The 23,384-nt window shown below is 69.7% G+C and carries 25 protein-coding genes; 9 read left to right on the top strand and 16 right to left on the bottom strand.

The genetic code is table 11. From position 1 onward, the window contains the following. Positions 1-47: 47 nt before the first annotated feature. The 5 genes from AB0N02_RS24455 to AB0N02_RS24435 all read right to left on the bottom strand — a co-directional run bounded on the left by AB0N02_RS24455 (position 48) and on the right by AB0N02_RS24435 (position 3,842). Positions 48-1,397 carry a M48 family metallopeptidase gene (locus tag AB0N02_RS24455; protein ID WP_363950620.1) on the bottom strand — a complete coding sequence of 450 codons (1,350 nt, stop codon included), beginning with the start codon at positions 1,395-1,397 and terminating at the stop codon, positions 48-50. A gap of 155 nt (positions 1,398-1,552) precedes the next feature. Then, a complete protein-coding gene (locus tag AB0N02_RS24450) occupies positions 1,553-2,263 on the bottom strand; it encodes a DUF4386 domain-containing protein (protein ID WP_363950617.1) in 711 nt (236 codons plus the stop codon). A 190-nt stretch (positions 2,264-2,453) separates the two neighbouring features. Continuing rightward, the gene (locus tag AB0N02_RS24445) at positions 2,454-2,678 is read right to left on the bottom strand and encodes a helix-turn-helix transcriptional regulator (RefSeq protein ID WP_363950614.1); all 225 of its coding nucleotides are present in this window, start codon (positions 2,676-2,678) and stop codon (positions 2,454-2,456) included. Positions 2,679-2,680: 2 nt separating this feature from the next. Further along, entirely contained in the window at positions 2,681-3,100 is a 420-nt protein-coding gene (locus tag AB0N02_RS24440; RefSeq protein WP_363950612.1) for a hypothetical protein, read from the bottom strand. Positions 3,101-3,272: 172 nt separating this feature from the next. Beyond that, a complete protein-coding gene (locus tag AB0N02_RS24435; protein ID WP_363950609.1) occupies positions 3,273-3,842 on the bottom strand; it encodes a CGNR zinc finger domain-containing protein in 570 nt (189 codons plus the stop codon). A gap of 72 nt (positions 3,843-3,914) precedes the next feature. On the opposite strand from AB0N02_RS24435, the gene AB0N02_RS24430 reads away from it, so the two are divergent. After that, the gene (locus tag AB0N02_RS24430; protein ID WP_363950606.1) at positions 3,915-4,670 is read left to right on the top strand and encodes a methyltransferase domain-containing protein; all 756 of its coding nucleotides are present in this window, start codon (positions 3,915-3,917) and stop codon (positions 4,668-4,670) included. A gap of 112 nt (positions 4,671-4,782) precedes the next feature. On the opposite strand, the gene AB0N02_RS24425 is transcribed toward AB0N02_RS24430, so the two are convergent. The 3 genes from AB0N02_RS24425 to AB0N02_RS24415 all read right to left on the bottom strand — a co-directional run bounded on the left by AB0N02_RS24425 (position 4,783) and on the right by AB0N02_RS24415 (position 6,886). Continuing rightward, a complete protein-coding gene (locus tag AB0N02_RS24425; protein WP_363950603.1) occupies positions 4,783-5,346 on the bottom strand; it encodes a hypothetical protein in 564 nt (187 codons plus the stop codon). A 99-nt stretch (positions 5,347-5,445) separates the two neighbouring features. After that, complete coding sequence (locus AB0N02_RS24420) at positions 5,446-6,024, bottom strand: hypothetical protein (RefSeq protein ID WP_363950601.1); 579 nt, start codon at positions 6,022-6,024, stop codon at positions 5,446-5,448. A gap of 280 nt (positions 6,025-6,304) precedes the next feature. Further along, positions 6,305-6,886: a hypothetical protein gene (locus AB0N02_RS24415; protein WP_363950599.1), complete on the bottom strand. Its 582-nt coding sequence runs from the start codon at positions 6,884-6,886 to the stop codon at positions 6,305-6,307. A 248-nt stretch (positions 6,887-7,134) separates the two neighbouring features. On the opposite strand from AB0N02_RS24415, the gene AB0N02_RS24410 reads away from it, so the two are divergent. Next, on the top strand, positions 7,135-8,328 hold the full coding sequence (locus AB0N02_RS24410) for a sensor histidine kinase (RefSeq protein WP_363950597.1): 1,194 nt from the start codon (positions 7,135-7,137) through the stop codon (positions 8,326-8,328). After that, the gene (locus AB0N02_RS24405; protein WP_363950595.1) at positions 8,325-8,981 is read left to right on the top strand and encodes a response regulator transcription factor; all 657 of its coding nucleotides are present in this window, start codon (positions 8,325-8,327) and stop codon (positions 8,979-8,981) included. Before AB0N02_RS24410 ends, AB0N02_RS24405 begins: the two co-directional genes overlap by 4 nt. Here AB0N02_RS24405 and AB0N02_RS24400 read toward each other — a convergent pair. Further along, positions 8,971-9,789, bottom strand: coding sequence for a DUF2306 domain-containing protein (locus AB0N02_RS24400; RefSeq protein WP_363950592.1), 819 nt, complete (start codon positions 9,787-9,789; stop codon positions 8,971-8,973). The two genes, AB0N02_RS24405 and AB0N02_RS24400, sit on opposite strands and share 11 nt — an antisense overlap. Before the next feature lie 158 nt (positions 9,790-9,947). Between AB0N02_RS24400 and AB0N02_RS24395 the strand changes: the two genes are divergently transcribed. From AB0N02_RS24395 to AB0N02_RS24380, 4 genes are all read left to right on the top strand, one after another. Further along, on the top strand, positions 9,948-10,934 hold the full coding sequence (locus AB0N02_RS24395; RefSeq protein ID WP_363950590.1) for an NAD(P)-dependent alcohol dehydrogenase: 987 nt from the start codon (positions 9,948-9,950) through the stop codon (positions 10,932-10,934). A 317-nt stretch (positions 10,935-11,251) separates the two neighbouring features. Further along, complete coding sequence (locus tag AB0N02_RS24390) at positions 11,252-12,352, top strand: hypothetical protein (protein WP_363950588.1); 1,101 nt, start codon at positions 11,252-11,254, stop codon at positions 12,350-12,352. 85 nt (positions 12,353-12,437) lie between these two features. Then, positions 12,438-12,797 (top strand): hypothetical protein, encoded by a 360-nt coding sequence (locus AB0N02_RS24385; protein ID WP_363950586.1) that lies wholly within the window; start codon positions 12,438-12,440, stop codon positions 12,795-12,797. A gap of 8 nt (positions 12,798-12,805) precedes the next feature. After that, complete coding sequence (locus tag AB0N02_RS24380) at positions 12,806-16,339, top strand: hypothetical protein (protein ID WP_363950583.1); 3,534 nt, start codon at positions 12,806-12,808, stop codon at positions 16,337-16,339. Positions 16,340-16,468: 129 nt separating this feature from the next. Here the strand turns inward: AB0N02_RS24380 and AB0N02_RS24375 are convergent, their stop codons facing one another. From AB0N02_RS24375 to AB0N02_RS24360, 4 genes are all read right to left on the bottom strand, one after another. Then, positions 16,469-17,011, bottom strand: coding sequence for a hypothetical protein (locus AB0N02_RS24375; protein WP_363950580.1), 543 nt, complete (start codon positions 17,009-17,011; stop codon positions 16,469-16,471). Between the two features lie 224 nt (positions 17,012-17,235). Next, a complete protein-coding gene (locus AB0N02_RS24370) occupies positions 17,236-18,150 on the bottom strand; it encodes an LLM class flavin-dependent oxidoreductase (RefSeq protein WP_363950577.1) in 915 nt (304 codons plus the stop codon). A 218-nt stretch (positions 18,151-18,368) separates the two neighbouring features. After that, positions 18,369-19,460, bottom strand: a complete 1,092-nt coding sequence (locus tag AB0N02_RS24365) for an FAD-dependent oxidoreductase (RefSeq protein ID WP_363950574.1) — start codon at positions 19,458-19,460, stop codon at positions 18,369-18,371. A gap of 85 nt (positions 19,461-19,545) precedes the next feature. Continuing rightward, positions 19,546-20,028, bottom strand: coding sequence for a MarR family transcriptional regulator (locus AB0N02_RS24360; protein WP_363950571.1), 483 nt, complete (start codon positions 20,026-20,028; stop codon positions 19,546-19,548). Positions 20,029-20,297: 269 nt separating this feature from the next. Between AB0N02_RS24360 and AB0N02_RS24355 the strand changes: the two genes are divergently transcribed. Further along, on the top strand, positions 20,298-20,666 hold the full coding sequence (locus tag AB0N02_RS24355; protein ID WP_363950568.1) for a hypothetical protein: 369 nt from the start codon (positions 20,298-20,300) through the stop codon (positions 20,664-20,666). 197 nt (positions 20,667-20,863) lie between these two features. Here AB0N02_RS24355 and AB0N02_RS24350 read toward each other — a convergent pair whose 3' ends face one another. Continuing rightward, positions 20,864-21,286 carry a GntR family transcriptional regulator gene (locus AB0N02_RS24350; RefSeq protein WP_363950565.1) on the bottom strand — a complete coding sequence of 141 codons (423 nt, stop codon included), beginning with the start codon at positions 21,284-21,286 and terminating at the stop codon, positions 20,864-20,866. Continuing rightward, positions 21,283-22,167, bottom strand: a complete 885-nt coding sequence (locus AB0N02_RS24345) for a hypothetical protein (RefSeq protein ID WP_363950561.1) — start codon at positions 22,165-22,167, stop codon at positions 21,283-21,285. The genes AB0N02_RS24350 and AB0N02_RS24345 overlap by 4 nt, the downstream gene beginning before the upstream one ends. 166 nt (positions 22,168-22,333) lie before the next feature. On the opposite strand from AB0N02_RS24345, the gene AB0N02_RS24340 reads away from it, so the two are divergent. Next, entirely contained in the window at positions 22,334-22,492 is a 159-nt protein-coding gene (locus AB0N02_RS24340; RefSeq protein ID WP_363950558.1) for a helix-turn-helix domain-containing protein, read from the top strand. A 231-nt stretch (positions 22,493-22,723) separates the two neighbouring features. On the opposite strand, the gene AB0N02_RS24335 is transcribed toward AB0N02_RS24340, so the two are convergent. Continuing rightward, the gene (locus AB0N02_RS24335) at positions 22,724-23,338 is read right to left on the bottom strand and encodes a histidine phosphatase family protein (RefSeq protein WP_363950556.1); all 615 of its coding nucleotides are present in this window, start codon (positions 23,336-23,338) and stop codon (positions 22,724-22,726) included. Positions 23,339-23,384 lie beyond the last annotated feature (46 nt).

Raw genomic sequence — 23,384 nt, 5'->3', positions numbered from 1 at the left:
CGTCCGCGACGACCTCGGGAGTCCTCATGAGACGCGGCACCCCCGGCTCAGTGGTTGAAGGTGAGCACGGCACGAGCCGCTCGGGCACGGACGGACCCCAGCTCGGCTTCGATGGCGGCGACCTCCGGCTCCGGGAGGGTGATCCGGGTTTCCCGGTGCCCGCGCGCGTCGACCAGCCGGATGCGCAGATGGGTGGGCGGATGGGTCGTGTCCACGGACATCATGTGGAGGGCCGACACCCGGAGCAGCCGCAGGCGTTCGGTTTCGGGGATCGAGGCTACGTACTCCCGCAGCGCCTGCCACAGGCCGAAATCATGCCCCTCTCCGGAGTCGGTGTGAAAGGAATGCCTTCTGTGGTAAGCGGCTATCTGCCGGTAGAACAGGCTCTCCAGGCTCTCCTGGAGTGCCAGGACCTCCAGGTAGGAACGAGCAGCCGCCGACGAGGCGATGCGTGCGGCCAGGTCGTCCGCCAGGTATTCGGCGCGCTGGTTGGCACGCAGCATGTGCCGGCCGAGCAGGATCAGGACCAGCTCGGCGATTTTGTTGGGCACGAACAGCAGCGGCGCGAGGACCATACGGCCGACCTCGATGAAAATATCCGGGTCGGTGGTGGCGGCTCCCCGGGAGTCGGTGACCTTGTAACAGCGATACAGCGCCAGGTAGGCCGAGTAGAACCACAGGCCACGGCGCAGCTCACCGTTGAGGGCGTGCCCGAATTCGTGGGCGAGCAGCCCGACCCGCTCCTGGGAAGTCAGCACCTCCCACATGGACAGGCCGAACGTGAGGACACTCCGCTGCCGCAGTCCGACCTTCTCGTAAACGGCGCCGAAGTCCGGGGTGAGCCGGATCAGATCGACGGGAGGCGCTCCGACCTCGGCCGCGACCCGGTCCGCGAGTTCGTACAGACGGGGTGCCTCGGCGCGGCTCAACGACCACTCGTCCCGCCCGAATCGGCCCAGCCGCGGACGGAGAACGACCGCGGCGACGAGTCCCGCCGCGCCGAGGACACGGATCATGAGGGGCCCGGCGAGCAGCGCCCAGACGGAGCCCGCCACCAGGGCGACGGCGGCCAGATGTATCACCCCCGCGAGGGCCATGGCGATGAACCATGACCCGTCGCGCCGGAGACGCGGCCTCGCCTCGCCGACGACCTCCGCGTACAGCCTCTCGGCGGCCACGTGAACGGCCGCGCGTCGCGCCTCCTCCCGCCGGGCGGCGCGTCGGCGCCGGGCACCGGTCTCGGCGGGTACGGCCTGCACCTCGACGGGCACGGTGGCCGTGGGATCGACGTTCCACTCGCAGGCGGGGCACCAGGTGACGAACCGGGGATCCACCGGGACGGGAGCGGAGCAGGAGGGGCATAAATTGTCAGCCGGAGCGGCGGGCGCCGAAGACATGACCTTGATCATGCCGCATACGCCCCATTTTGTGGCCCGAATCCACCGATGATCTCTCGTGGGCGGCGGACGGCGCGCCCTCGCCTGGCCGGGCGTTTCCCGGCGTGGGGTGCGGCCTCCAGCGTGGGGCGTACGGCCTCCGGTACGGGCCCGGCTCAGGCCGCCGCGAGGACGTGCCCGTCCCCCGACGGGGTCCTCACTCCCTTCACGAACAACCACAGCAGCATCGAGATCTCCGCGACAGCGGCGGGCGCGACCGCGAACGGCTCCAGGGCCGCTCCGAGGTCCGGGGCCAGGAACAACGCGAACGTGTCCAGGAGATAGCCGGCGCATCCGAGGACGAGCAGGACACCCAGCACGCGGGGGAACATCCCCGACCTGTGGACGAGGTACCCCAGCGGCAGCAGCCACAGACCGAAGAAGATCTGCGCGACGAGGTAGCCGTAGTGCTGGAGGTCGAGCATGAGCAGTACGAGCGCGTCGGACCCCTGTGCGCCGAGAGCCCCGGCGTAGGAGGCGTCGGTGGCGACGAGCAGCGCCGCGAGCTGGTGAACCATGTTGAGACAGATGATGGACACGGCGACCGCCACGAAGATCACCATCGTGCGGGCGGCGTTCTTGTTCACGTGCTTGAGAAGCAGGTAGAAGGTCATGGCCAAGAGCAGGAAGAACACGGCCTGCACGAGGTCGGCCACGAAACCGGCGCGGACCAGGCCCGCGTTGGCCACGACGTTGCGCGCCGTACCGGTCGCGTCGCCGGGCCGGTAGACCTCGCCTCGCGAGAAGAAGTGGGCGAAACCGCCCAGGACTGCGACGACCAGATAGAACAGCCCCGCGATTCTGGCGAGGCTCCGAGGTGAGCGCATGCTCTCTCCCTGGTATCGAGCGCGCCGAGTTTCGAGCGCGCTGGGTTTCAGGCGTGCTGGGTTTCAGGCGTGCTGGGTTTCAGGCGTGCTGGGTTTCAGGCGTGCTGGGTTTCAGGCGTGCTGGGTTTCGGGCGTGCTGAACGGAGGCCGCGGGGCGGTTTCCCCGCGTGCCCGTGCGATGGCGCGGCGGCTATTCCTCGGTGTCGGGGTACTGGAACACGTCGTCGAGCGGAACCGTGAACACCCGGGCGATTCGGAAGGCCATCTCCAGCGACGGCGAATAGCGGCCCTGCTCGATGGCGATGATGGTCTGACGGGTCACGCCGACCCGGTCGGCCAGCTCCGCCTGCGTCATCTCGCCGTGGGCGAATCGCAGGGCTCGGATCGAGTTGGTGACTTTGGTGGACTTGGCCATGGTCAGAAGCCTCGGCGATACGCGACGATCTTGACAATCGACGAGGCGATCGAGGACAGGACGAACGCCAGGTAGAGCGCGTTGGCGATCCAGAAGTGCTCGGCCTCCATCATCGCCAGGCCGAGCGGGAGCAGCGCGCAGACGCTGACGACGTAGAACCCGACGTACTCCCCGAACCGGTTGATCTCCTTGTCGCGCTCGTCCTCCTTGTCACGCTCCCTGGGCGAGGTGATCGCGGCCACGACGGTCGCGACGATGTTCAGGACCACCGCGACGCCGATGGCCGTGAGCATCGGCCACACGTAGGCGATCCTCCTGACGTCCGCCCCCGGAACCCGCCCGAGGACGACCGCGAAATAGACCGCGGAGACGACGAGCGCGGACACGACGTAGATCCACGAGCGCTTCTCCCCGAACGACATGCCCGCCTCCCATGTATAGAAAACTTGACATCATCAAGGTAAAGCAACCCCGACACGATGTCTAGTATTTTTTACTTCCCTCCACGGCGGAGCACCCTCGGAACGGAACCGCTCTCGCGGAACTCCGCCCGGCGCCGAAACGTCCCCGCGAGACCCCCGGCGCGGAACGCCTCTACGAGACCCTGCCCCTGGCACGGAAGGCCGCGGTCTTGACGCGGTTCTGGCATGCGGTACCGCAGAAGCGGCGGGTGCCGTTGCGGGACACGTCCACGTACACGCGGTCGCACTGCGGTGCCGTGCACACGCCGAGACGGTCGCGGAAGTCACCGCCCAGCACGATCGCCAGCCCGGTGGCGCAACTCGCCGCCCATTCGCCGGCCACGGTGCCGCCGGGGCCGTGGAAGTGCAGGTGCCACGGTTCCCCGTCGTGCCGCTGGAGCAGCGGCCTCGCGCGGGTCTCCTCAAGAAGGGCGTTGACCCGCAGGGCCGCAGCGTCGATGTCTCCCGTCGCGACGGCGTCGAAGACCGCGCGCAGCCGTACCGCGATCCCGGCGAGCTCACCGGCCTCGTCCTCGGTGACCTCCCGGTGCCCCGGATAGCCGGTCCGCAGTCCCTCGGTCGCGGCGGCGGCGAGATCGCTCGGCGCCGGGAAGGGGCGTCCTCGCCTCTCCCCGGGGGTCAGCTCGTTGACCAGGCCCACCGCCACCCGGACGATCACATCGGCGTGACTGTTGAAATCCACTTGACCGGTTACATCCTCGCATCCTAGGTTGTGACTATCAAAAGCTTAAACGACAGTCACACGGAGGTCGTTGTGCTCACCCATGATGCCGCGCTCGAGTGGATCGCCCGCTGGGACCGCCAGCAGGAGGGATATCTGCCCGATCGCGAGGAGCGCTTCACCGCGTTGATCGACGCCGTCGAGGCGATGGGCCTGCCCGACCCCCTGGTCGTCGACCTGGGCTGCGGGCCCGGCTCGCTGTCCGCCCGGCTTCTGGAGCGGCTCCCCGGGGCGACGGTGGTCTCGGCCGACGCGGACCCGCTGCTGCTCGGGCTCGGCCGGGCCGCCTATCCCCACCTCAGGTTCGTCTCCGTCGACCTGCGCGTCCCCGGCTGGACCGGTTCCCTGGGCCTGGACAGGCCGGTCGACGTGGCGGTGAGCACCACCGCGCTGCACTGGATCTCCGATGCGGATCTCCCGAAGATGTACGCGGAACTGGCGACCGTGCTGCGTCCGGGCGGACTCCTGCTCAACGGGGACCACCTGGAGACCGACGACACCACTCCGGCCATCGCCCGCCTCGAACGCGCCGTACACGAGCGGCGGACCGAGCGCAGGTTCGCCGACCGGCGCCCCGAGGACTGGCGGCAGTGGTGGGACGCGGTCGCCGCCGACCCCGCCTTCGCCGAGCTCCACGCCGCGCGCACCACCGCGGGCGCCGACCATCACGGCTCGGAGTCCCCCCTGCTCTCCTCGCACGTCAGCGCTCTCCGCGACGCCGGTTTCACCGAGATCGGCCCCCTGTGGCAGCACGGCGACAACCGGCTCCTCTGCGCCGTCCGCGCCTGACCCGCTCCGCCGTTCCGCCTCCCGGTCTCCTCGTCGGGCGGCCTCCCTCCGCCCTGCGGGGCACCCCGGCGCCCCGGCTCCGGCCCCCTCTCCCGTCGATCGGCGCGGGACGTCAGTTGACGCAGTCCTGGTTGTTGAGGCCGAGGATCATCTGGCGGATCCGGCCGCGTGACAGGAGAAAGCTGTAGGAGGCCCGCGGATTGCCCGGAGCGGTGACGACGGGGTAACCGCTCGCCGAGAGCTTCAGGTCGGGGTAGGCCTTCTTCAACTGGGTGCCGGTGGAGCCGATCCCGATCCCCTGGGGCGTCTTGACCCCCTTGGGGGCGAAGATCACGGCGACGCCGCGCCTCTTGGAGATGAACAGGCCCACTTCGCCGCGGCCGGTCGGGGACGCCGTCAGATCCCAGCCCGTGCACGGGCCCCAACCGGCCTTGGCCGTGATCTTCTTGGTCGCCCGGGCCTGCTTGGCGCTCATCCCGAGCTTCACTCCGCCGTAGCCGAACGGCCCGAACACCCCGGTCGCGTAGGCGGGGGAGGCGGTCACGGAGGCGGGGGAGGCGGTCGCGGAGGCGGGGGCCGCGAGGGCGGCGGGGGTGACACCGCCTGCCAGTGCCCCGCCGGTCAGCGCCGCCACCAGCACCGGACGGCCCAGCCGCCGGACAACCGCGTGCTTCATCGTGTTTCCTCCATCAGGGGGGTGAGCCGTACGCCGGCTCGATCGGCTGATCGCCGCCCCACGGACCGGCGGGCGGCGATCAGGGTGACGCGGGCGGGATCAGCCCTCGAAGGTCACCGTGGCGTACTGGTAACGGGTCTTGCCGTTCTCGTCACCACCGTGCGAGCGGCCGGTCATGACCTGGTTGTAGCCCGTCTGGTAGATGTGGTTGCTCTCCTTGTAGTCACCGCTCCAGTTCGTGCCGGTCAGCTTCACCTGACGGCCCTGCCAGTACAGCGCGGCGGTGCGGTACCTCGTCATGCCGTTCTCGTCGCCGGTGTGCCACCTGCCGACGAGCACCTGGTTCAGCGGGGCGGTGAAGCTGGACTTGCTCTCCATCTGGCTGGAGCTCCAGTCCCCGGAATGCACCTCGACCTGCTCGCCGTTGATGAAGATCCAGCTGCAGTAGTAGGTGGTCCGCTTGTTCTCGTCACCGACGTGCGAGCGGCCGGTGAGCACCTGGTTCGCCGGGCAGGTGAACGGGTCCGCCCGCTCCAGCACGGTCTGGGAGGAAATGCGCTCGACCTTGATCGTCACCGCCGCCGCGGCGGACGCGGCCGAGGCGGGAGAGGCCACGGCCAGGGCCGCCAGAGCGGTGGCCGCCATCGTGGCGAGTACGGCCTTGCTGTACGTCCTCATCTTCTTCTTCGGTTCCTTTCTGCGTGCGATTACGTTCAGAGAGGCGGCGGGATGAAGATCACCGTGTGGCGCGCCATGATGAGGGTCCCCCCGGAGGATGATCCGCCGGCCCGCTGGGGGCGACGGAGATCCCCGCTGTCGGCGAATGCGCCGATCCACACGGTGACGGCCGCTCGGCCGGTTGAGGACCGAGCCGAACCCGTCCCCCGCCGAGATGGTCACCCGGTCGCCGCCACCCCACCCGTTCGACCGGCGACGACCGTGTTGACCGTGGAGGAGATCAGCCCTCGAAGGTCACCAGGGCGTGCTGGTAGCGGGTCTTGCCGTTCTCGTCCCCGCTGTGCGAGCGGCCGACGAGGACCCGGTTGTAGGCAGCCTGGTAGCCGTGGTTGCTCTCCTTGAGCTCACCGCTCCAGGCCGTACCGGTCAGGCTCACCTGACGGCCCTGCCAGTACAGCGTCGCGGTGCGGTACCTCGTTATGCCGTTCTCGTCACCGGTGTGCCACCTGCCGACGAGCGCCTGGTTCGGCGGGGCGCTGAAGCTGGACTTGCTCTCCTTCTGACCGGGGCTCCAGTCACCCTGGTACACACGGACCTGCTCGTCGTTGATGAAGATCCAGCTGCAGTAGTAGGTGGTCCCCTTGTTCTCGTCACCGACGTGCGAGCGGCCGGTGAGCACCTGGTTCGTCGGACACGTGAACTGCGCGTTCCACTCCGGCACCGTCTCGCTGTGGGCCCGCTCGACCCTGATCGTCACCGCCGCGGCGGACTCGGCCGAGGCCGAGGCGGGAGAGGCCACGGCCAGGGCCGCCAGAGCGGCGGCCGCCATCACAGCGGGTACGGCCTTGCTGTACGTCCTCATCTTCTTCTTCGGTTCCTTTCTGCATGCGATTACGTCCAGAGAGGCGACGCGGTGAAGATCAAAGTTTGGTCGCGGGCACGGCGAAGGGCGTCCCCCTGCTGGGTGATCCGGAGTCCCGCTCGCGACCGACCGGGGATCCCCCCGGCTGTTGACGACCGCTCCGCGACCCCGAGGGCGCCGGGCGAGAGCGGCGATCGCCGCCCGCTTCGGGAGATCCGGAGTAGCGGGGGCTCCCGTACCATGAATGCGTGGAGGGTTTTCTTCGCTCCGTGTGGCACGAACCCCGTCCCCCCGACCCTCCGCCGCGGGCGTGGCGAGACTGGGCGCTCGTGGCCGTGTTCGTGGCGCTCACGCTGCTCGAAGGAGCGGTGCGGACGGATCTCCCGTGGCGGGCCCTCTCGGTGATCCTCACCCTCGGGCTGGTGCCCACGTTGCTGTGGCGCCGGACCAGACCGCTGCTGATGATCGCGATCCCCTTCACCTTCACGAACCTGGTCCCGCTGTTCACCGGCGGCGAGACCGTCGAGACGAACACGATGGCGTTCGTGCTGGTCCTGCTGTACGCGCTGTTCCGGTGGGGGTCCGGACGCGAGGTCGTGATCGGATCGGCGATCATGACCGTCGGAATCACCGTTCCGATCGTCTCCGGCCGTCTCGGCTTCCCCGACGCGTTCGGCGCGTTCGCCGTCATGTTCTCGGCCGTCACCCTCGGCGGGACCTTCCGCTATCGGAGCAGGGCGAGGATGCGCGAGCTCGACCAGGTCAAGCTGCTCGAACGCGAACAGCTGGCCCGCGACCTGCACGACACTGTCGCGCACCACGTCTCGGCCATGGCGATCCGCGCCCAGGCGGGCCTGGCGACCTCGGCGTCGCGGCCCGACGCCGCGACCGAGGCGCTCCAGCTGATCGAAGCCGAGGCGGCGCGCGCCCTGTCCGAGATGAACGCCATGGTCCGCGTCCTTCGCCGGGACCGGCCGGTGGAGCTGACGCCCGGCCGGCGCGTCACCGATCTCCGGGAACTCGCCGACCGTCCCCGCGTCGGCCCGTCCGTCGAGGTGGAGATGTCCGGTGACCTCGACGGCGTCCCTCCGTCGATCGGAGCCGCGATCTACCGCATCGCCCAGGAGTCGGTCACCAACGCCAGGCGGCACGCGCGCCACGCCACCCGCATCGAGGTCCTCGTCGCCGTCGACGACACGTCGGTGCGTCTGCGGGTGAGCGACGACGGCGACACCGGTTCCGTACGTCCGGCCGCGTCGCCGGGATACGGGCTCATCGGCATGACCGAACGCGCCGACCTGCTCGGCGGTACCTGCGTGGCCGGCCCGAATCCCGGGCGCGGCTGGACCGTGACCACCGTGCTGCCACGGACACGGACAGGGACGGGGACGGGGACCGGGGTGGAGACGGAGACGGACGCGGGGACGGGGGTGGCGACATGAGCATCCGGGTGCTCGTCGCCGATGACCAGGAGATCGTCCGTACCGGGCTCGCGATGATCCTCGACGCCCAGCCGGACATCGAGGTCGTCGGCCAGGCCGCCGACGGGCGACGGGCGGTCGAGCTCGCGCGGCGTCTGCGCCCCGACGTGTGTCTGTTCGACATTCGCATGCCCGGCCTCGACGGCATCGAGGCCACCCGCGCCCTCGCCGGACCGGCCGTCGAAGACCCCCTCGCCGTCGTCGTCATCACCACCTTCGACCTCGACGAGTACGTCTACGCCGCCCTGCGGGCCGGCGCCCGGGGGTTCCTGCTCAAGAACGCCGGTGCCGCCCTGCTCTCCCAGGCCGTACACGCCGCCGCCGACGGTGACGCGCTCATCGCCCCGAGCGTCACCGCGCGGCTGCTCGGAACCTTCGCCCGCACCGGGCCCGCCTCACCTCCGGTGCAGCCCGTCGAGGCGCTCACCGACCGTGAGGAACAGATCCTGGCCACCGTGGCACGCGGGCGCACCAACAGCGAGATCGCCGGTGAGCTGCACATCTCGCTCAGCACGGTGAAGTCCCACATCGCCAGCCTGATGGCCAAGCTGGGCGCCCGCAACCGCGTCGAGATCGCGATGTGGGCCTACGAGACCGACCGCGTCAGGAACTGAGCCGGGTGCCGGAGGAGCCGACGGGGGTGCGGGACGAACGGATCGGCCGCCTGCGGAGGAACCACTCGGCCACCGCGAGGTTGATCACCCATCCCGCGCCCACGAGCAGAGCTCTGGCGAACTCTCCGGGCACGCTGCCGAAGCCGAGGAACAGGAACCAGAGCAGCTGGGTCAGCACCTGCGTACCCGCGCCCAGGCCGATCGCGTAACCGCGGGTCATCCAGGCGCGGTGCCGGGCGATGTCCCGTCGCCGGATCGCGGCGAGGCCGAGCACGATCGACACGGTCATGGCCGTGCCGAACACGAGCCGGAAAGCGGTGAGGAGATCGCCGTCACCGACGGGGCGGGGATAGAACAGGGTCATCCAGAGACCCGTGAGCGCCGCGGCGAGCCCGCACGGGACCAGGAGCCACCCGGCGGCGCGGTGCAGGCCGGGCCTGCGCCGGCGGAGACCCGGGGCGAACTGGAAGGCCCCCAGAACGCAGTACAGGCTGACGCACAGGATGTGCGTCACCACGGGCAGGGGCACCGCGAAGAACCGCGCGTTCTCCGGCGTGATCGCCGCACCGCCGGTCAGCTCGTTGAGGCGCACGGCGCCCATGACGATGGGGACGGCGCTGAGCAGGATCAGCGCGGCGGGCACGAACCGGCCCGCCCTCGTGGAGGAGGCGGGGAGGGCCCCCGCGCTGCTCCGGTCGCCTGCCGAGTCACTCCGGTCCTCTACCGAGTCGCCCCGCTCCTCTGCCGGACGGCCGCTTCGCGGCGACGGCGGGAATCGGCGGCGGCTCATCGTGCTCTCGTCGGTCATGCTCCGATCATGAGGATCGAGGCGCCGCGGCTCATCGATAGATCGGCCCGATCCGGCCTGGCCGATCGTCCGCCAATCAGGCGTACTTTCGGCTGATGAACCCTTTCCGCAGGCCTTCTACCGTGCTCCTCAGCGGGGCTCCGCGAGAGGAGGATGTGATGAGGGCGTTCGTCTTACGCTCGTACGGCTCACCCGACGTCTTGGACCTCACCGACGTCGACAAGCCCGTACCCGGTGACGGCGAGGTTCTGGTCCGGGTACGGGCCACCTCCGTCAACCCATATGACTGGCACATCATGAGAGGCGAGCCGTACATCGCGCGTCTGATGGGCGGCTCCCTCGGGCCACGCCGCCCGAAGCTCACGATCCTGGGCGCCGACATGGCGGGGCAGGTCGAGGCGGTCGGCGGGGGCGTGACGGGGTTCCGTCCCGGCGACGAGGTGTTCGCGTTACTCGAACAGGGTGGTTTCGCCGAGTACGTGTGCGTCCGGGAGGCCGACCTGGCGCCGAAGCCGAAGAACCTGTCGTTCGAGCAGGCGGCGGCGGTACCGATGGCGGCCAACACCGCCCTGCTGGGCCTGCGCGACGAGGGACGGGTCCAGCCGGGACAGAGGGTTCTCGTCAACGGAGCCTCGGGAGGTGTGGGCACGTTCGCCGTACAGATCGCCCGGGCGTTCGGCGCGGAGGTCACCGGTGTCTGCAGCACGCGTAACGTCGGCCTGGTCCGGTCGATCGGCGCGAAGGAGGTCGTCGACTACACCGAGGAGGACTTCACGCGGAGCGGACGGCGCTACGACCTCCTGCTGGACATCGCGGGAAGCCGCCCGGTGCGGACGTGCCGGCGGGCGTTGACCCCCGGGGGGACCCACGTCGTCGTCGGCGGGCGGGCGGGCCGCTGGCTGCGGCCCGTCAGCCATGTGATGTCGGCGCTCGCGACGTCGCCGTTCGTGTCCCAGAGGATGGCCGTGGCGGACGCGGTCCGATGCACACAGAACAAGCAGAACCTGATGACGCTGACCGAGCTCATCGAGGACGGAAAGATCACACCGGTCATCGACCGGAGTTACCCGTTCGAGGAGATCCCGGCGGCCGTCGGCTATCTGGAACAGGGGCACGCCCCGGGGAAGGTCGTCGTCACGGTCTGAGCGGACCTCCCGTCGCGGCCACGCCCACCTGTCGTCCGGCGGGTCCCCACCTCGGACGGGTCACTCGGCCTGCCATCGGTGGGTGGCCCGCTCGGCCTGACGTCGGTGCCGCCGAGACCGCGGCGATCTTCTCCACCCACTGTTCACCTTCCGGGACGCAACCGGGAACCGGCGAGTACCGTCTTCTTAGTGTGGACGGATATCGCATCCCCCTGGTCCTCATGTCGGCGGCCGCCCTCAGCCTCGCAACGGCCCCTTCGACCGCGGCCGCCCCTTCAGCCGTGATCGTCCCTTCGACCGCCGTCATCTCTTCGGCCGTGACCGCCTCGGCGCCCGGCTGGCAGGTGAGCCTGCGCGGCGGGGCCGACTCGTCCGTCGACGACCTCGCCGCCACCGGGCCTGCCGACGCGTGGGCCGTGGGCGCGCGCAGGACCCGAACGCTCGATCCGAGGAACGGCTCGTACTTCACGGCCCCCATGATCAGGCACTGGGACGGGAGCCGATGGACGACGACCGCGAACCCCGCGGGCCCCGCGGGGTTCCCGCTTCGCGCGGTCTCGCTGGTCGACGCCTCCGCCCCGGCCAACGTGTGGACCGCGGGCACGGCCGTCGCCCCGGGGACGGGCGACGTCTCGGCCGCCACCCGGTCGGTGCTGTCGCGCTGGGACGGTGCCCGGTGGCGGCTCATGGGCTCGGGCCGTACCACGATCATCGATCTGGACGTCCTCGACGCGACGCGGACCTGGGTCCTGGGCCGTGACGACCGCACCGGGAGGGACTTCCTCAAGCGCTTCGAGGGCGGCCGCTGGACGAGCCTGCCCTGCCCCGCCTCCCTGAAGGGGATCAGCGTACGGTCGCCGGGCGACATCTGGGGCTTCGGTCCTTCGTCGGTCATGCGCTGGAACGGCCGGGCCTGGAGCACGGTACGACTGCCCAAGACAGCCGTGCCCGCCGCCTCCGCCCCGGCGTACGGGCCCGTGAAACTCCGGCTCGACGCGCTGGTCACCTCGGGAACGAAGGACGTCTGGGTCGCCGCGGGATTCCAGCAGGGCGACTGGTCCCAGCCTGGAGCCGTCCTGATGCACTGGGACAGCGCGAAGTGGCAGCAGATCCGCCTGCCCGGCGACGTCGTCAGAGCCCTCTCCTCCGACGGCCGGGGCGGCGTGCTCGCGGCCTCCTACCGGCAGGCGATCACCGCGACGCCTGACGGGCAGGACCCCTACGCCTACACCACCCTGTCCGTCGACTCCCTGCGCCACACCGACGGGAGGCTGACCCGCCAGACCGTCACCTCCCCGTCGAGCGGCTTCGAGTGGTCCGACCTCGTCGCCGTCCCGGGTACCGGCTCGGCCCTGGCCGCGGGCTTCAACTGGCGGGTTCCCCAGGGCCACGTCGTCTTCCGCTACGGCGGCCGGTAGTGCCCCACCACGTCCGCCCGTCGCGGCCGGCGGCCGTTCCGGAAAGCCCCTGATGTTTGGGTTCGTCATGAGAGATGATGACGAGATGGGCGCACGGCGTGGAGTACTCGCGGTCACATGCGTGGTCGTGGCGGTGTTCGGTGTCGTGTTCGCCGTGGTCCAGTGGGAACAGGCCAACCGGATCGCGACCTCGGTGTCCGCGCTGGCGGCGCTGGCCGCGGTGGGGATCGCGGTGTGGGCGGCACTGCCGGCGACGCCATCGGGAACGGGGACGAGGATCCGGGTCTCCGGCACGGGTAAGGCGGTCTCCGGCCCCGGAGGCCAGGCGGTGACCGGGGTGAGCGGGACGGTCGCCGCCGCGGCGGGAGAGATCGTCGTTGAGAGGACCGGAGACGCCGATGCCTCCGAGGGCGGAGAGGCCACCAGTGGCGTCCGTCTGACCTGACCGGGTGGATGCGAGAGATCGATGAGGCGGGCGTGTCGATGTTCGGTGCTGGATCGCCGAAGAGTGGTGGATCGCTGAGAAGTACGGCCAGGCACAGCGGGGACGCCAAGGCCGTCGGCGGCGGGGTGGCGATCAGCGGCGTCAACAATGGCGACATCAACCTCTTCTCCGCTCCCGCTCCCGCGGCCCGATCGGCGTATCGGCAACAGGTGCGACGGATCGCCCCGCGGCGGTTGCTGGGGCGGGACGGGGAGTTGGCGGAGCTTGCGGCGTTCTGCACGGCCGCCGATGAGCGCGCGTTCGCGTGGTGGCAGGCTCCCGCGTGGGCGGGCAAGTCGGCGTTGCTGTCATGGTTCGTGCTCAACCCTCCCCCCGGGGTGCGGGTGGTGTCGTTCTTCATCACGGCGCGTTTCGCGGGGCAGAGCGATCGGGGCGCGTTCGTCGACGCGGTGCTGGAACAGCTGGCCGAGGTGGTCGGCGAGTCGCTGCCGACGTTCCTGACCGACGCCCTCAAGGAGGCTCACCTCCTGGACCTGTTCGAGCGCGCGGCGCGGATCTGCCGGGCGGAGGGCGGGTCGTTGGCGTTGGTCGTCGACGGCCTGGACGAGGACCGGGGGGTGGTCGTCGGCCCGGAGGCGTACAGCATCGCGGCACTGCTCCCCTCAGACCTCCCCGAAGGGGCGCGGGTGATCGTCGCCGGACGGCCTCATCCCCCGGTGCCGTCGGACGTCCCAGATGACCATCCGCTGCGTGACCCTCGTATCGTGCGCCCGCTGAGGAAATCGCGGGACGCCCAGGTGATCAGGGCGGACGCGGAGCGGGAACTGAAACGGCTGCTCCATGGGAGCCCGACCGAGCAGGGCCTGCTCGGCCTGGTCGTCGCGGCCGGCGGCGGCCTGAGCGGTCCGGACCTCGCGGAACTCACCCGTCTGCCCGGCACCGATGTCGAGGAATACCTGTACGCCGTGTCGGGCCGGACCTTCGCCGCCCGGGTCAGCCAGTGGCAGCCGACCGCGTCACCGGTGGTGTACGTGCTGGCGCACGAGGAACTTCAGAACACCGCCGTCCGATACCTCGGCGACGCGCGGCTGGAGGAGTATCGGCGACGGTTGCACGCCTGGGCCGACGGTTACCGTGATCGCGGCTGGCCTCCGGGAACCCCCGGGTATCTTCTGCGCGGGTACTACCGCCTCCTGCAGAGCACGAACGATCACGACCGGATGGCCGTCATCGCCGCCGACCGGGCTCGTCATGATCGAATGCTGGACGTCACCGGTGGTGACGCCGGGGCTCTCACCGAGATCACCACGATTCAGCACGTGATCCGCGACCAGGCCGCCCCGGACCTGTTGAAGCTGCTGCGCCTGGCCATCGCTCGTGCCCGGTTGACCGACCGCAATGACAACGTTCCCGCCGAACTGCCTACGGTATGGGCCAGGCTCGGACACACCGGCCGTGCCGAAGCACTCGCGCGATCCATCACCTCCTCCTCTCGACAGGTCAGCGCTCTGGCCGGGCTGGTGGTCACCGTGGCGGAGTCCGGCGACCTCGACCGGGCACGCCGACTCGCCGACGAGACAGAGACCCTCGCACGGACCATCACCGATCCCGTGACACAGGTCGAGGCTCTGGCCGCGTTGGCGACCGCGGTGAAACAGTCCGGTGACCTCGGTCGAGCACGTCAACTCGCCGAAACGCTCGAGACCTTCGTATGGGCCATCAGCGACCCCAGGTGGCATGCCGGAGCCCTGGCCGAGCTGGCGACCCTGGCAGCGCGGTTCGGCGATCTCGACCGCGCCGAAACAATCGCATGTTCCATCACCGACCCCTCCGAGCAGGCCGCCGTCCTGGGGTGGCTGGCGATTCCCGCGGCGAAAGCCGGTGACCTGGACCGCTCTCGCCGACTCGCCGAGCAGGCGGAGATTCTCACACGATCTGTCCTCGACCCCTACGACCGATCCTCGGTTCTGGCCGGGCTGGCGACCACGGCGGCGGAGCTCGGCGACCTCGACCGCGCACACCGGCTCGCCGAGGAGACCGAGACCCTCGCGCAGTCCATCACCGACCCCTCCCAGCGATCCTGGGCTCTGGCCGGGCTGGTGACCACGGCGGCGGAGGCCGGCGACCTCGACCGCGCCGAAACAATCGCACGGTCCGCCACTTATCCCGATCAACAGGCCTGGGCTCTGGCCGAGTTGGCGGCCGCGGTGGCGGAGTCCGGCGACCCCGACCGTGCCGAGACCCTCATCCGATCCATCACCGACCCCAAGTCACAGGCCAGAGCCCTGGCCGGCCTGGCGACCACGGTGACGGAGTCCGGCGACCCCGACCGAGCCGAGACCCTCATCCGATCCATCACCGACCCCAAGTCACAGGCCAGAGCCCTGACCAGCCTGGCGACCACGGCGGCGGAGTCCGGCGACTCCGACCGCGCACACCGGCTCGCAGAGGAGACCGAGACCCTCGCGCAGTCCATCACCGACCCCTACCAGCGATCCTGGGCTCTGACCGAGCTGGCGACCACGGTGGCGAAACTCGGTGATCTCGACCAGGCGCGCCGGCTCACCGAAACAGCCGAGGCCCTCACAGGATCCATCGCCAACCTCTACCAGCGGAGCCTGGCTCTGGCCGAGCTGGCGACCGCGGCGGCGGAGCTCGCCGACCCCGACCGGGCACGCCTGCTCGCCGAAACAGCCGAGAGCATCGCACGATCCATCACCGACCACTCTGGACAGGCCTCGATGTTGGCCGAGCTGACGCCCACGGTGGCGAAAATCGGCGACCGCGACCGCGCCGAAAGGCTCGCACGGTCCATCACCGACCCCGGCCGACAGGTCAGAGCCCTGGCCGGGCTGGCGACCACGGTGGCGGAGTCGGGCGACCTCGACCGGGCGCGCCGGCTCACCGAAACAGCCGAGCCCCTCATCCGCGCCATTACCGACTCTCGTGATCAGGCCACAGCCCTGGGCGAGCTGACGGCCGCGGTGGTGAAACTCGGTGACTTCGATCATGCCGAAGAGCTCACCCGATCCATCACCGTCGCCCACGAGCGAGCCCAGGCTCTGGCCGGGCTGGCGGCCGCGGCGGCGAAGTCCGGCGACCTCGACCGGGCGCGCCGGCTCATCGAAGAGGCCGAGCCCCACAGCCGATCCGCCACCGACTCCTACGACCAGCAGGCGGCGGCTCTGACCGAGCTGGCGGTCGCGGTGGCGGAGGCCGGCGACTTCGACCGCGCCGAAACCCTCGATCGAGCCGCCGACGAGCTCCATGGGTACGTCTCAGCCTCGGCAAGGCTGGTGGTCGTAATGGCGGAGTCCGGCGATCTCGACCGGGCCGAAACCTTCGCCCGATCCATTCCCGGCCGCCGTGATCGGGCCCTGGCCCTGGTCGGGCTGGCCGAGTTCGTGGAGCCCGTTCACGCCCGGCGTCTCGTGGCGTGGGCACTGTGTGAGAGTTTGTGGACGATCAGCCTGAACGCCATCGCCCGGATACAGCCGGACGCCCTGATCGCGGTCGCCCATGATTTCCCGGCGGACACCTGAACCCGTCGTGAGCCACGCGATGAAACGCGGCGAAATGCGTCACCGGAAACATCGCGAAGGCCTCGCGCCGGCACCATCGCGGGCACATCTGACTGAAAGCGTGTGGCCGGTTCCCGGCCTTGGCCGGATCTAGAAGCCGGGCCATAAGGCGAGCACGGCGAGAGCCCCGGAGATCACCAGGGAAACTATGCTCAATATGAGCCAACGAGCCGCCCGCCTAAGCTGATATATGCGGTTTCTGTGGAGCACGCTGAGCCTCCACAGCTCCGATATTCCTGCAGCCAGCTCTTTTTCCGGCGTCCAGGCTTCAACGATCTTCCGAAAGCCGGCGAACGTCTCCAAGGCCTGTACCGTATCCGACATGCAAAAGATCAGAGGCGTTGGAGAGTCCGCCGCTGGAAAGCTTCTACCCCACTCTCTGACGGCTGCGATCAGGCGCATGACCTCAAAGGTCGAGACGAGAACGAAAACAAGCGCCACCAACGCGGCGATCAGACTGCCGCCCGATGATCTGGTTCCGAGAGTCAACATCAGCGCGGCACCGGCGATCACCAAAGTGTTGGCGCTCAGAACCGCTGCCGCACGAGTCCACAGTCCGGATCGCTGAGCTTCAGTACGCGATATGTGCCACCTAACGATCTCCAACCGATAGGCGACACTCGGATCGACCATCTCTGCTCCTCGGCATGGGCAAGCGGGGCGGATGGGTGCATGAGCTACAAGAGGAACGCCCCGCCTTTGGCTCCGGTTCCTCAGTACGGCGCACCATCAAGCCGGTCCCGCGGCCTTTCTGGAGCGCGTCACCCGCCGGTGTTCCCGGCTCTTGGTTCACCGGGCATGGATCGCGTGTCACGGGTGACCAGGACGACCGGGAACGGAGTGACGAGAGACCGGCCTCAGCCGTTCTCCTTCGTGATCGCTTCGCGTACGGCCGGGACGATCTCCCTGGCCCAGCGGCCGAGGGTGACGAGGTCCGGGGCGTCTTGATCGGCCGAGAAGAGGACGAAGCCCGACGCGTCGTGCTCCAGCACGGCTCCGGTCAGTTCCTCGACCCACTGGCCGACCGAGCCGCCAACCCATCGGCCATCGTGGTCACGGGTGGCGGGCAGTGGCCGGTCGGTGATGCGGCCGGGGAAGTTGTAGACCGTACGGATCTCGCGCGGATCCCGGCCCGCGGCCGTCGCCGCCTCGTCGATGACCGGCCGCGAGGTCCGGTAGCGCTCGCTGAGCCAGTCCGCCGCGTGGCCGGGAATCCAGCCGTCGGCCACTCTGCCGGTGGCGGCCAGGGATTTCGGTCCGTTCGATCCCGTCCACACGGGAGGCGCGGCCACGGGAGCGGGTTCGATCCGGTGCACCTGGTAGTGACGGCCCTGGTAGGTGACCGGCGGTCCACCGCCCGACAGCTTCTTGATCAGGACGATCGCCTCCTCGAAGGCGTCCACGGCAGCACCTGGCGACAGCCGGGGCACGCCCATGCCGGAGATCCGGTCCCACAACCCGCCCGCGCCCATGCCGAGCACGACGCGACCGCCGGACAGCGCCGACAGCGACGTCGCGGTCCTGGCCAGCATGGGAGCGGGCCGGGTCGGCAGGTTGGTGACGTTGACGAGGCCGGCGATGTGCCGCGTACGTCCGAGGATGAAGCCGAGTGCGGCGTAGGCGTCCAGCCGTTCGCCGAGGTAGGGATGGTCCGACAGCGAGAAGAGGTCGAGCCCGTCACTGTCGGCCTGCTGAACCATGCGCAGCAGCTCCGGGGCCTCGTCGATGCCGCTGTGCGCGCCGAAGCCGAAGACGACGTCATGTCCGGACAAGGTTCTGCCTTTCCTTTCGAAGTTCCTGGTCGTTTCCTGATCACCAGACGTACGCCTCGGGTGCGGGTTCGGCCCCGTTCGGCGCGGACGGCGGGAACGCGGCGGGCAGCACCTCCGGCTCGGCCCGGCGGTTCATCGGTCGCGGACGGTGCCCAGGACGAGCCGGGACACGGAGCGGCCGGCGTGGCCAGGGTGGGGGTGTCTCACATATGCCCCCTTCAGGGGGACCCGAACTGTTCGGTGAAGCGGCCGGTGAACAGGTCGGCGCCCTTGTACGCCGACACCGTCTCCGCCGGGACGACCGCCGGACCGTCGGGGGTGGGCAGCTGGCCGACCCCGCCACGCGGTCCCAGCGGGAGCAGGATCATGGGGTGGGGCTGGGGCAGGTAGGTGGCCGTGGGCCGCTCGCCGTGCAGTTGGGCGATGATGTTGCGCGCCACCACCTCGGCGTGCTGCATGGCGTTCCCGGCCCTCTTGCTCTCGGGGACGTCGGTGATGTCGCCGATCGCGTAGACGTGGTCGTATCCGCGGACGTTGAGCGTCTCGGTGACCGGGACCTGCCCCTGCGGGGTGCGGGCGGTGAGCCGGCCGTCGGCGAGGTAGTCGCTGTTGACGCGCACACCGTAGGCACGGAACCAGATGTCGGCGGTGATCTCCTCCCCGCCGACGGTGGTGACGGTGAAGGTCTCGGCCTGGCCGGGCCCGGTGGTCGGCGGCGCGGTCAGATCGGTGCCCAGCCGCAGGTGGACGCCGAGCTCGTCGAGCTGGCGGTGCAGGTCATGACGCAGCTCCGGCTCGAACGCGGGCAGCAACCGCTCGGCCGGGTCGACGATGGTCACATGCTTGTGCGGCCAGACCTCCTTGATCTCCCCGGCCAGCTCCAGACCGACCGGCCCCGCGCCCAGGACCAGCACCCGCTCGGCACCGGCCAGCTCCTTGTGGGTCAGGCGGAGATCGTCCAAGATCTGCCCGGTGGAGTCGGCGGTGGGCTTGGCCGGGTAGGCGTAGCTGGACCCAGTGGCCAGAACCAGATAGGCCGCCTCGATCCGCTCACCCGAGGCCAGGGTGACGCCGCCGGAATCCACGGAAACCGCACGGTCGCGGATCACCGTGCCCCCGGTCAGGAACCCGGCGTAGGGGAAGAACATGTTGCTCCCCCAGTCGGGCCGGGTCAGCGTCCGCAGCGACCCCGCCGTGTTGACGAACGCGTCCCGGGGATCGATGAGGACGACCTCGGCCTCGGCGGCCAGTGCCTTGGCGAGTGCCGACCCCCCGTAACCGCCGCCGATGACCACAACCGTACGACCCATGATGCACACCCCGATCAACAAAAGAGCTTGAGTTCGTGACACGAACCATATTAGTTCGTGTCACGAACTGCAACCCGGGGTGATTTCAACGCCCGTGTTCGGAGTGCGCCCCCTCGCCGGGCTCCAGAAAGACCACGGGGACCTTGTTGTCCAGCACGACGCGGCCGAGCAGGCCGGCGAGCGTGTCACGGTCGGCGTCGGCGAGCCCCGCCGTCAGGTTCTCGACCCGCCTGCAGGTCTCGGCATAGAACTCCTCCGCGAGCCCGCCCCCCTTCCTGGTGAGCGCGATCCGCACCGCACGCGAGTCCTGCGGATCCGGCGTGCGCCGGACCAGGCCGTTGCGCTCGGTGCGGTCCACCAGGCCGGTGAGGCTCGACTTGGCCAGCCCCAGCATCGCGCCCAGCTCGCTCATGCCGTACGGCTGCGCCATCAGCACGCACAGCAACTGCCCCTGCTGCGAGGTGAGGCCGTACTCCCTGGCGGACTCGGTGTACACGGCGTTCACCAGGAACGCGGACCGCACCAGCGCGGCCACCGCTCCGATCTGTCCATCATCACGCTTTCCCACGCGTTCAGGGTAACATTCAAATGCCTTACAATTCGTAGAACGAACTGTCTCCCCCGGTGGATCACCGAGCCGTTGAGTCGGCCGCCACGCTTTCACCCGCCACCGGGAAGCTTCCACGGTGCCCGCACCGGCACGCCTGCCACCGGACGGCGCGGCGATCGGGAAGGACACCTCCCGCAGGGCGGCTCCGGGACCTGACGAATCCTCAACAAATTCTCAACACGCCCCGGCCTACCTTCCTCCCGTACCAATCGAACAGGGAGGAAGACATGAACAACATGATCAAACTCAGCACCGCAATCGTGGCCGGGGCCCTTTCGCTCGGCGCCCTCAGCACGGCCCCCGCACAGGCGGCTCCTGCACAGGCGGCCTCCGCGCAGACGGTTCACTCGCAGGCGGCCCTCGCGCAGACGGCCTTCAGCGGCGCCGCCATGGGGTGCGCCAAGGTCGAGCACTGGACCGGCCGGGTCACGCAGAGCGTCAGGGTCACCAACAACTGCGGCTACACGATCTCCTTCCAGGTCAAGCGGCGCGGGCCCGACCCCCGTTGCACGGTCCTCACCGACCGCCACTCCTACACCTGGCAGTGGACGCGCTGGGGCGGCCAGTGGCAGGGCATCCGCTGGAACTGCGCCTGACCCCGCGGCGGCCCCGCGGGAAGGGGGTCCGGCGACCGAGGTGGTCCGGCGACCGGGGTGGTCCGGCGACCGGGGTGGTCCGGCAGAACCACCCCGGCCGGCCGGTGGCCACCCGCGTATCGCACCCGCCCGGCGGCCCGCGTGAGCACCGCAGCCCGAAAGGCCGCCCCCGCTACGCGACGGTCTCCACCAGCTCCCTATGACATCCCCGCCCCAGGGAGATCGAGCCGCTCACGGTCCGCGACCTCGCCTGGGTGGTGGGCCGCGGCCGCGTCGGACAGGGCGGCGATCGCTTCCTCAGCGGATCCACCAAGGCGGATCACCTCGGCGAGGTAGGCGCGGGCGTGGCCCCTGATCAGCTCCGCTCGCGCCGTCCGAGGTTCGGATTGCAGCAGAACCCGGGTGCCGCCGCCGCGTTTTCCGGTGACATATCCGGCTTGCTCCAGCTCCTTGTACGCCCGCGCCACCGTACCCGCCGCCAGGCCAAGGTCGGCGGCGAGCTGGCGAACCGGAGGGAGCCGGGTGCCGACGGCCAGCACCCCGCACCTGATCAGCTCTGCGAACCGCGCCCGGATCTGCTCGTACGGCGGTGAGGGGCTGGTGACATCGACCTCGATCATGAGGCTCTGATCATCGGCCGGGAGAGCAACTCGGCCAGGTACCAGATGGCGGAGCCCGCGGCGAAGACCGCGATCCCCAGGAGGGCGAACGCCGCGGGCGCGGCCCAGCCGGCGAAATCGCTCTGTCTGAAGAGGGCTTCCGCGGCGAAGACCACGACACCGGTCAGCGGCAGGGCCACGCAGAGGCCGTAGGCCGCGGTGACCACGCGGGCGGTATGGGCGCGCTGCACGTCGTCCACGGCTCTCGCCGCCGCGTCGAGACCCGGGCGTCCACGCTGCACGACGCGATGCACCACCAACGCGGAGAGTAGAAACGCGGTCGCGAGCACGGCCAGCATGGGCCACGCGTAGAACCAGCCGGGCCACGGACCGGTCACGCTGCGCACGCTGCCGTCGGGGCTGGTCATGGCCAGTTCCCGCCCTGCACGCCCCAGGTCGTCGGCGCTCGCCGTGACGGAGGTGGCGGACAGCAGCAGGACGGTCACCAGCGAGAGGGCGCCGGCCAGCCGCGCCGAGAACCCGGGCAGATAGTCACGCGCCCTTCTGATCTCCAGTGACGCACCCCGGATCGGCCCGTGGGGACGTGGCGCGGCGAGCTCTCCCGCCAACGTGCCCAGCAGCAGGCCGATGCCCAGGGCGGGGGCGGCCAGCATCGGCCCCCGTCCGAGGCCGTCCCAGCTCAACACGAGCCAGGAGGCCGCGAGGCCGACCACCAGCCCGCCAAGCCGCGCCCAGAGGAGCCGTGTCGTGGTTACGCGCAGCACAGACAGATCGCCGCCGGCCAGCACTGAGACCACGCGGTTCAGCGATATCAGTACAGCAAGGAGTGCGGCGACCGGCACCAGCAGCACCGCCAGGGTAAGGGGGATCACAGGACCCATGCCAGCTCCTTTGTAGCAACCAGATGATACAAATCCTGTCCGATCCGACAACTTGTGGCAACTCCTTGACACAAATCCCGCTTGGACCCGCCGCCGCAGCGTCGACGGAGCCCGAGCCGTGATCCTTTCTCGGGGATCGCCATGAAGCGGCCTCCCGCTTCGTTCCGTGTTGGAGCGCGCGCAGGGCATGCTGCTGGAAACCACCGGCCACACCGTCGAACGCATCGGCGCCCAGGTCGGTTTCGCCTCCTCCACCGCCTTCCGCGATCGCTTCAAGCGGGTCACAGGCGTCAGCCCTCACACATACCGGCGCACGTTCCGCTGAGCCTGCCCGGCCTGGAACTCCTGACCGAATGTGATCAGTGCTTCGCCGACTCACCTGGATCGACTGGATCGGCGAAAAGGTGCCGGCGAAACCGCACAGACGGTACGGCTCACGCCCAGGCAACGAACCCCCGGAGCAGGCCTGACACAGGACCGGCCCACAGGGGTCTCGAAGAATCAGCGGTTCGCGTCACGTAGCCGAGGGAGGCGCGTACGGGCAGTGGGAGCTACCTCACGGCCTGATGCCTTCGGGGAATCCGGTCCAGCGTAGGTCGGGCGGGAGGTGGCTCATGTCGTTGAACATCACGATCGTGGGCGGCAGGCCGTTGCGGTACTCGATGACCGTCAGTGCGGTGTTGGCGCTGTTCAACCCGAGCCACCGGGATGGCGGCGCGTCCAGTGCGTGCCGTACCAGCCACGCGATCGGGTAGGCGTGTGTCACCAGGACCTCGTGTGTGTGGAGCCGGGTCCCTTTCGCGGTCCTGTCGGGGACCTTCGCGAACCGGGCGACCAGGCTCTCGGCGAGCCTCTGGCCCGAGGCCGCCTCGGCGTCGTCGTAGCCGTCGAAGAAGCCGGCCCAGGACGGGGGCATTTCGGCCGCGCTGGGAACGTAGGGCACGTGGTCGACGAGTTCGGCGGCCTCGGTCACGGGCACGTTCGGTAGATAACGGGCGAGTTCGTGCGCGCTTGCCATGGCACGTGGTAGCGGAGAGTGCCACACGGCGTCGACCGGTACGCCGGCGAGCCGTTCGCCCAGCAGATCCGCCTGCCGACGCCCGATATCGGTGAGTTTCCCAAACGCGTCGGCCGCGCCGTGGCGTGCAAGGTAGAGACGTCGAATTGTCATGTGTGGTCAGGGGCGGGAGCCTGCGCAGGCCGTTCCCCGTCTCCTT

The organism is Streptosporangium sp. NPDC051022 (assembly GCF_040683035.1).
Classification (GTDB): domain Bacteria; phylum Actinomycetota; class Actinomycetes; order Streptosporangiales; family Streptosporangiaceae; genus Streptosporangium.
Note: the sequence above shows the minus strand (reverse complement) of the source record. Positions and strands in the feature narration are given on the sequence as shown.